This is a genomic window from Pirellulales bacterium, assembly GCA_035533075.1.
GTDB lineage: Bacteria > Planctomycetota > Planctomycetia > Pirellulales > JAICIG01 > DASSFG01.
In genome coordinates, this window is sequence record DATLUO010000061.1 from 23,020 (window position 1) to 31,119 (window position 8,100).

General features: G+C 64.8%; 6 protein-coding genes. 2 read left to right on the forward strand and 4 right to left on the reverse strand.

Annotation, left to right across the window (positions count from 1 at the left end; all coding sequences use genetic code 11):
- Window positions 1-103: 103 nt before the first annotated feature.
- Window positions 104-955, forward strand: coding sequence for an aldo/keto reductase (locus VNH11_07840; protein ID HVA46269.1), 852 nt, complete (start codon window positions 104-106; stop codon window positions 953-955).
- Window positions 956-1,394: 439 nt separating this feature from the next.
- On the opposite strand, the gene hpnR is transcribed toward VNH11_07840, so the two are convergent.
- The 4 genes from hpnR to VNH11_07860 all read right to left on the reverse strand — a co-directional run bounded on the left by hpnR (window position 1,395) and on the right by VNH11_07860 (window position 6,008).
- On the reverse strand, window positions 1,395-2,918 hold the full coding sequence (hpnR, locus tag VNH11_07845) for a hopanoid C-3 methylase HpnR (protein ID HVA46270.1): 1,524 nt from the start codon (window positions 2,916-2,918) through the stop codon (window positions 1,395-1,397).
- Window positions 2,915-3,904: a Gfo/Idh/MocA family oxidoreductase gene (locus VNH11_07850; GenBank protein HVA46271.1), complete on the reverse strand. Its 990-nt coding sequence runs from the start codon at window positions 3,902-3,904 to the stop codon at window positions 2,915-2,917. The genes hpnR and VNH11_07850 overlap by 4 nt, the downstream gene beginning before the upstream one ends.
- 107 nt (window positions 3,905-4,011) lie before the next feature.
- A complete protein-coding gene (locus VNH11_07855; GenBank protein ID HVA46272.1) occupies window positions 4,012-5,025 on the reverse strand; it encodes a DUF362 domain-containing protein in 1,014 nt (337 codons plus the stop codon).
- A 113-nt stretch (window positions 5,026-5,138) separates the two neighbouring features.
- Window positions 5,139-6,008 (reverse strand): hypothetical protein, encoded by an 870-nt coding sequence (locus VNH11_07860; protein ID HVA46273.1) that lies wholly within the window; start codon window positions 6,006-6,008, stop codon window positions 5,139-5,141.
- 474 nt (window positions 6,009-6,482) lie between these two features.
- On the opposite strand from VNH11_07860, the gene VNH11_07865 reads away from it, so the two are divergent.
- Entirely contained in the window at window positions 6,483-7,871 is a 1,389-nt protein-coding gene (locus tag VNH11_07865; GenBank protein ID HVA46274.1) for a DUF2092 domain-containing protein, read from the forward strand.
- The last annotated feature ends 229 nt before the right edge of the window (window positions 7,872-8,100 follow it).

An 8,100-nucleotide genomic window follows, 5' to 3' on the forward strand; every position in this document is an offset into this window, starting at 1 on the left:
GGAGGCATCGCCGGGAGCATCGGCCGCTAGGCGAAACGTGACCTATTCGGTTAAGTTGACGGAACCGGAAACCACCCTGCCGACCCGACCCCCGGAGACACCAATGCCCGAAACCAGCTTGCAACTCGACGGCGTGCAGGTGCCGCGGTTCCTCTACGGCACCGCCTGGAAAGAAGACGAGACGCGGCGGCTGGCCGAGCTGGCCCTGCGACAGGGGTTCCGCGGCATCGACACGGCCAACCAGCGCCGCCATTACCACGAGGCCGCTGTGGGCGAGGCCGTCGCCGCCTCCCTCGCCGCGGGCCTGATGACGCGCGACGAACTTTTTCTGCAAACCAAATTCACGTTTCAAGCCGGGCAGGACCATCGGCTGCCTTACGATCCGGGGGCGCCGATCGCGGAACAGGTCGAGCAGTCGCTGGCCAGTTCGCGGGCCCACTTCGGCGTGGCGACGATCGATTCCTACCTCTTGCACGGTCCGACGCAGCGCGACGGGCTGGTCGCCGCCGACTGGGAAGCGTGGCGCGCGATGGAAGCCGCGCACGACGCCGGCCGAGTTCGCCTGCTCGGCATCAGCAATGTGTTGCCGGAGCAGCTTGAGCAGCTTTGCCGACAGGCGCGCGTGCGGCCGCGTTTCGTGCAAAACCGCTGTTTCGCCGTGCTTGGCTGGGACCGCGACATCCGGGGAATCTGCGCCGCCAACGGCATCGTATACCAAGGCTTCTCGCTCTTGACCGCCAACCGCGACGTGCTGGCGCATCCCGCGCTGCTGCAAATCGCCAAGCGTCACGGCCGCACGACCAGCCAGATCGTGTTTCGCTTCGCGCTCGACGTCGGCATGCTGCCCCTGACCGGGACGAGCAGCGCAGAGCACATGCGCCAGGACCTGGCGGTTTTCGACTTCCAGCTCGACGCCGACGAGCTGGCCCGCATCGAGAACCTGGCCGCGCCGTAGCCCGCGCCGCCGCACACCCCCACCATTGGCCAACTGACGGATGGCGACCGAACCAACCGCTGAAGCTGAACGGGGCCGCCATCCTGATGCAGTTCGTTTTAACTGCCGGGTCGCATTACGTGCGGCTGATGTCAGTCGAAAAGCCGCGCGCCCGTGCCTTTTATGAATCCGAAGCGGTGCATTACTCGATGGGGCATATGCCCGCCAAGGTCTTCGCTTCGCGATATCTGACCGACCTGCCGGAGCCCGAGACGCTGCGCAGGGAGAGTGGGCGTGGCGGTCGATGAAACGTTTGTGCATTTCGGCGGCGAGTTCTATCCCCCCGATGATGGTCGGCTGGATCAAATCGCCGCAGGGGAAATCGCCTGAATCGGTCCGTCCTGGGCAACTAAAGTTGATTGCGCACAACAAAGGCTCCTATCCACGGACCTCAGTTGGTCTACTCTGCTGTCGGACATGACGGAAGGGCCGTCGCAACTCTCGTCCCCGGCGCAGCCGTCGCCGGCGGATGCACGTAAAACACCTCCGGGTCTTTTTGCGATTCCTGCCGCGGCAACGCAATGCCGTACTCCACTTGCCGCTGGTGGTCGGCCAACTGGCGGCCAGGATGGTAAACCGAGTTGAACTTCCACAACATCCGCACGAAATTGGTCTGTCCCTTGGCCAATAACCTGGCCGAAAGGAAGAACGTGTGCTTCAACGCGGCCAGGCCCAAATGCTTGCGGTTGAGCACCTGCTGCGTGCGGACCAACTCTTCATAGAAGCGGGCCAGCGGCAACTGCGTGGGAAGCACGGCGTGCTGCACGTCGAACAGCCGGTAGTCGCGCGTCGTCAGGCGGGCCGCTTCGCCCTGCCAGGTTTCGGTGCCCGGATAGGGCGTGTTGACCGTGATGTGGACGATCTCCGGCACCGACATGGCCCACTCGCGAATCAACTCGAAGCGCCGCTCGTCCCAGGCCGGATCGGCGATGATGTTCACCGCCACGACGATGCCCAGCGATCGGGCGTACTCCAACGCCTCGAAATTCTTGCCCAGCGACACGCGCTTGCGAAAACGCCTGAGCCCCTCCTCGTCGACCGCTTCCAGGCCCAGAAACATGTATTTCAGCCCCAGCCGCCGCCAGCGCTGGAAGACCTCCTTGTTCCGCAGCAGCACGTCGCCCCGCGTCTCCAGGTAATAGTCTTTGCGAATGCCGCGGCGCTCGATCTCGTCGGCCAGCGCGTGGCCGTGCTCCGGATGAATGAAGGCCACGTCGTCGACGATGAACACGCCCGGCTCGCGCACGCGGCCCAAATCTTCGGCCGCCGCCTGGGGGCTGACCTTGCGGTAACTGCGGCCGTAAAAGGTCCACGCGCTGCAAAATGTGCAGTCCCAGGGACAGCCCCGCGAAAACTCGACCGAGGCGCAGGGATCGAGCGACCCGATAAAGTAGCTCCGACGCCGACGCAGCAGGTCGCGGGCCGGTTGCACGTCGTCCAGCGTGCGCAGCAATTGCGGCGGAGGACCCGCTCCGTCGAGCGCCACCACGCCGGCCAGCGACGTCAGCGAGTCTCCCCCCGCGGCCGCCTCCAACACCTGCGGCGTCACGCCCTCGCCTTCGCCGCGGACCACACAGTCGATCGCGCCACGGGCATGCGCCAGAATCTCATGAGCCGTGAAGCTGGCGCTGTGGCCGCCGGCGAAAAGGAAACAATCGGCCCGCCGCTGGCGCGTGGTGATCGCCAGATCGACTACCTCCGGGATGTTCGCCAGATAATTGAGCGAAAAGCCGATGGCCCGCGGCCGCCACTCGTCGACGAGCTTGAAATAGTCGCGGTGGCGAAAGCTTTGCAGGTCGAGCAGCCGCACTTCGTGCCCCGCCCGGCGGGTCGCTTCGGCCACCAATTCCAGGCCCAAGGGTTCCAGCCGCAGGTAAACCTTGGAATACATCAAGGCACTGGGGTGGACGTAGAGCACCCTCATGGCGTTTCCCATCGGCCGCTTTGCCCCGAGCGGAACATCGCCTCGATCACCCGCATGTTGCCCACGGCGTCGTCGATGGGCGTCGGCACCGGCGTGTCGTCGAGCACGGCGCGCGAGAACAACTCGGCCTGCACGGTGTACTGGTCGCAGGCGTCGAGCACGATCTCGTCGATCTTCGAGGCGTGCTGGTGCCACAGCCGACAGGGCCGGTCGGGCGGGGCGTTGAACGGAATTTCAATCTCGACGCGGCCCTCGGTGCCGACGATGTTGACGCGCTGATACGGAGAGATTTGCGTCCCGCAGGTGAAGGTGCCGGTGCCGTCGGCGAAGTCCATGATGCCCGAAGCCAGCCGGTCGGTGCGAAACTCCGGGTCGTACTCGACCTGGGCGAACACGCGGTGCGGCTCGGCGGCAAACAGGAACCGCGAGACCGAGATGGGATAACAGCCAATATCCATCAGCCCGCCGCCGCCGATCTCGGCCTGGTTTCGCACGTCGGCCGGGTTGCGGTTGAAATACGAAAACAGCGCGTGAATGGTGCGGAGCTGCCCGATTTGGCCTTCGGTCACGAGCCGTCGGGCGGTGACCCACTGCGGGTGATGGCGATACATGAAGGCTTCCATCAGCTTCAGCCGCGGATGTTGCCGGCCGGCCTCGACCAGCCGCTCGGCTTGGGCGACATTCAGGCCGATCGGCTTTTCGCAGAGCACGTGCTTGCCGGCCTTCAGGCATTCGATCGACCAGGAGACGTGCAGATGGTTGGGCAGGGGAATGTAGACGGCGTCAATCTGGTCGTCGGCGAGCAGTGCCTCGTAAGAGCCGTGCCATTTCGGCAATCCGAGCCGTGCGGCGGCCGGCTGCGCTTTTTCGGCCGAGCGTGAAGCGATGGCGACGAGTTCGACGTCGCGTGCCCGCTTCATGGCGGGGATGACTTTTTCCGTGGCGATTTTGGCCACGCCCAGAATGCCCCAGCGTAGTTTGTTCATGGGTTGCGGGTCTCGATTGGCAGAGTGCGCACCAAGAGCGTCGGCTGGTAGCATACGATTTGCCGGCGGCACGGCCAAGGGGACCGACAAGTCGGCATCGTCTCGGCTTACGCGCGCAGCTCGGTCAGATGCGGCCTGTCGAGCAGTTCAAACGGCGCGACGAGCTGCCGCCAGTTTTCACCGCGCTCGACGATCAGCCGGTCTTCAATCGGTCCCAGCCGGCCCGACGTCAGCTTCAAGTAGCTGACTCGCGACGGTTCCAGTCCGATGATGCGGGCACACGTGGCATCGACGGCCGTGGGATTCATTCCGACCGCCACCAGGCCCAGCGGCTTGGGCGTGCCCATGATCGGGCCGTCGCCTTCCATACACAAAATGCCGTCGACAATGGCGATCGTCTTGCCCAGCGAGGCGTTGATGTCGCACACGGTTTCAGGGATGCCGGCGTGGTGCAGCACGTTTTTCGGCCAGCCATACAAAATGCCGGGCAGCACGCCATACATGTTCTTGAGCGAGACCGTCAGCCCGACCCAATGGTGCGTCTTGAGCTTCGGCATCGACACCACCAGATCGGCCTCGGCCACGCTGCGGGGAAAATAAAAGCCCGATAGCTTGGAAGCTTTCCCGCGGTTCTCCGTCCAGACGGCGTCTTCGTAGTTCAAGTCGCAAAAGGGAAGTTCGGCCGCTGCGAGGGCCTCTGCCAGGCCCGATTCGACCAGCGCCATTTCGGTGTCGCGCACATGGCCCGGTGCTTCGCCCACGGCGACCTCGGCGCCCCAGCCGCGAAAGACCTCGGCGGCGGCCACGATCATGGCGGGGTGCGTCGTCATGTGCGGCGACGAGCGGACCGGCTCGACCAGGTTCGGCTTGAGCAGCACCTTTCGGCCGCGCAATCCGCCGGGGTCGATACCGGTGGCCACCAGCCCGTCGCGAATGGTCGTTTCCAGGGGGCCGTCGTAACGTTGGCCGCGAGCAAGAAACACCGGCGCCGCCTCGGCCAACCGCGCGCGCAGCCAAGGCCAGGCGGCGATACCGGCGGCCGCCGTCCCTGCGCCGATCAAGAGCGTGCGGCGGTGCAACGCCGCGGTTTCGTTCGTTTTGCAAGGCGTGTTGGCCGTCAAGATGGCACCTGCTTTAGCTCTTTGCTGTTGCGTTTTCGACGATCTTGCCTGGGCGACAAGAACCTGACGCCTCAATTCGGTGGGCCGGCGCTCGCAAGCTCGCTGGTCCCACCCTACAAGTATGGTATCAACGGACAAGTTGCTGCGGTGGCCAACGCCAGCAACCCTTTGCGAAGCGGGTTGTCAGGCATTGCGGTTTTCCGGCGAAGGGCGGCGAGAAGCCAATCGTCTGCCTGACGCGGCCGACGACCGTGCGCCGCCAGTCCCAACAGGCCATAAGCCAGCGAGGCGGCGCCCGAAGCTTTGGCCACGGCTTGCTCCAGGTAGCCCAGCGAGCGTTCGATTCGTCCGCTCGGGTCGGTTTCGTCGGCCAAGGCGATCATCGTCAAGCCGCTCGGTTCCAAGTGTGGTCGCAGCACTTGCCCGAACACCGACGTGTTTCCATAGTTGCAGCCTCCCGTGGGCAACAGCCTGTCAATGAGCATCGCGATGGCTTCACGGCAACGAGCATGTCCGCCTCGTCCGTTTGCCTTGAGTGCCAATACATTAACCGCAGTCGGCTCGACCCACGGATGCGTCCCTTCGACCCACGGCCAGCCGTCCAACCGGGTGTTGTGCCCCAGGTCGCGGTTCTTCTCGCTGGTGCGTCCGTGCGTTGCCAGGATCGATTCGACCGCGCGCTCGATCTGACCGTCGTATCTCGGCTCTCCGCACGCTCGCTGGACCGCCGCCCATGCCAGCACTGCCCAACCGGTCGCCCAGCCGGGCGTGGGTTGCATGGCTGTGACGGCTACGGCGCCACCGGCATTTTCGAGCAGCGCGAGCCGCCGACAGGCGCTTTCCGCAGCATCCGGCCGGCCGTGCGCAAGCAACGCCAGCGCGGCAATGGCGGCCGGTTCGGCAGCAACGGTTCCGCCCGGCTGGTAGGCCCAACCTTTCTCGTCGGACAGGTCGTCGAGCAGCGGATCGAGCCAGTGGATCATGCGGTCGGCGTTCGAGAATGGCGGGCGTGAGCTTGTCGCGGCGCGGAACGAGCGCCGGTTGCTCGATCGGGCCCATGAAAACTCTACGTCGTCCCTGTGCCAAACGAGTGGTGTGGGTCCGGTGTCGGGTTTGCGGATCATGCGGCTTGTAATGAACTCGCCGAGAACGAGACGTTTTGCCGAGAGGAAAAGCGGTGGCTGGGGCAGAGCTTGGCCAGAGAGCGGCTGTCGCCCTCAACAGCGTGACGGCCAAGCGATGCCCCGGTGCGTCCAACCGGGGCATCGCCTGGCCGCCGAGATGAACGGAGTGCCAGCCTCCACGAGGCCAGGCTCTGCGCCAGCCACCGCCAACGTCTCATTCTTGGCCGCGTGAAGCATGCTTGCTTGATCTCGGGGCCGCGTTCGGTTCTGCTGACGGCTGCACTACGAGGTATATTCGTCAAAGTCACCGCTCTTGGTCTCAGGAGGTCCGTCATGCGCCGCGTCGTTCTTGTCGCTCTCGCTGTTTCACTTCCCATGGTTGCCGCCTGCGATCAACAGCCGCCGGCTGCCGCGCCGCCCCCGGTTGCCGCGGCGCCGAGCGCTCAGGCCACCGCGCCGGCCCCGCCGACGGCGGCCCAACCCGCGGCTCAAGAAACGCCGCGCGACGCCAAGGCCGTGCTGCGGCAACTTTCCGATTTTTACAAAGAGCGCAAAGCGTTCCAGGTCGACTATTCCCAAAAGGTCGTGATGGACTTCAACGGCATGAAAAACAACTTTGAGCTGCAGGCCAAGATCGACGTCGAGCGGCCCAATCGGTTTGCTTTGCGAAACAAGAACAAGCAGCTCGGCGTCGATGTCGTGTGCGACGGCCGACAGCTTGCGATGAGCATGACGCCGCTCAAGCGGTACACGCAGTCGGCCGCGCCGGCGTCTCTCGACGAACTGCTGGCCAACCCCATACTGCTGGCGGGCGCCGACGGTCGCGGGCCCCTGTTCGAAGTCTTTTCAGAGCATCCCTATGAGAAGCTGATGGAAGGGGTGACGGACGACGAATACGTGGGCCTGGAAAAAATCGGCGAGGTGGAAGCCCATCATCTCAAGTTCTCGCAAGAACAATTCGACTGGGAAATCTGGGTGGCGGCCCAAGACCAGCCCCGATTGTTGCGGGCCTCGTTCGACCTCGCCAAGCAGATGGCCGCGGCCGGGTTCGGCAACGAGCAGTTGAAGAACGCCAAGATGACTTCCGTCCAGGAGTACCAGCACTGGCAGTTCGACGCGCCGCCGGCCAAAGACGCCTTCGCCTTCGAGCCGCCGGCCGGCGCCAAGAAGGTCGACAGTTTCTTCGCCGGCGGAGCGGCTACGGAGCCCGAGCGCTCGCCCTTGGTGGGCAAGCCCGCCCCCGAGGTCGAGCAGGACCTCGTCGACGGCGGCCACTTCAGCTTGAAAGAACAGAAAGACAAGAAGGTCGTGGTCCTCGATTTCTGGGCGACGTGGTGCGGGCCGTGCGTGCAGGAGATGCCGCTGGTGGCCAAGGTGGCCGACGAGTATCGCGACAAGGGCGTCGCGCTTTACTGCGTCAACCTGCGCGAAGACGCCGACACCATCCGCGATTTTCTAGGCCAGAAAAAGCTGACCGTCACCGTCAGCCTCGATCCGCAAGGCGAGACGGCCCGTGCCTTCGGAGTCGAGGGCATTCCGATGCTGGTGCTGATTGACAAAGCGGGAGTCGTGCAGAGCGTTCATGTGGGCTATAGTCCGGACCTTGCCGAGAAGCTCAAAGAAGAGCTGGATGCCATTCTCGCCGGCAAGGATCTGGCTGCCGAGGGCGAGCACGCATCGGAGGAAGACGGCGCCGATGTGCCCGCCGCGGGTCCGAAGTGATATACCGCGCAGCGCGCTGCGCGTCTGAAATCGGGTCTAAAACGGACCGCGCTGCGCCCTCGTAATCGGGGTCGGCCGGTTCGCGCAGCGCGCCGCGCGTTCAGAACCGGCGCCCCGGCCAAGGCCGGCAGCCGCGGGTGCCGCAGGTTGCTCCCAACTCGATTGCCCATCCGAGCTTGCGACCATGCGACACGCGTGTCGCCTCGGCGCGTGTCGCCGGAGACGAACG

Bases quoted from the DNA above. Each gene is read 5' to 3' on its own strand.
- VNH11_07840 (HVA46269.1), top strand. From the start codon at position 104: ATGCCCGAAACCAGCTTGCAACTCGACGGCGTGCAGGTGCCGCGGTTC.
- hpnR (HVA46270.1), bottom strand. From the start codon at position 2,918: ATGAGGGTGCTCTACGTCCACCCCAGTGCCTTGATGTATTCCAAGGTT.
- VNH11_07850 (HVA46271.1), bottom strand. From the start codon at position 3,904: ATGAACAAACTACGCTGGGGCATTCTGGGCGTGGCCAAAATCGCCACG.
- VNH11_07860 (HVA46273.1), bottom strand. From the start codon at position 6,008: ATGATCCACTGGCTCGATCCGCTGCTCGACGACCTGTCCGACGAGAAA.
- VNH11_07865 (HVA46274.1), top strand. From the start codon at position 6,483: ATGCGCCGCGTCGTTCTTGTCGCTCTCGCTGTTTCACTTCCCATGGTT.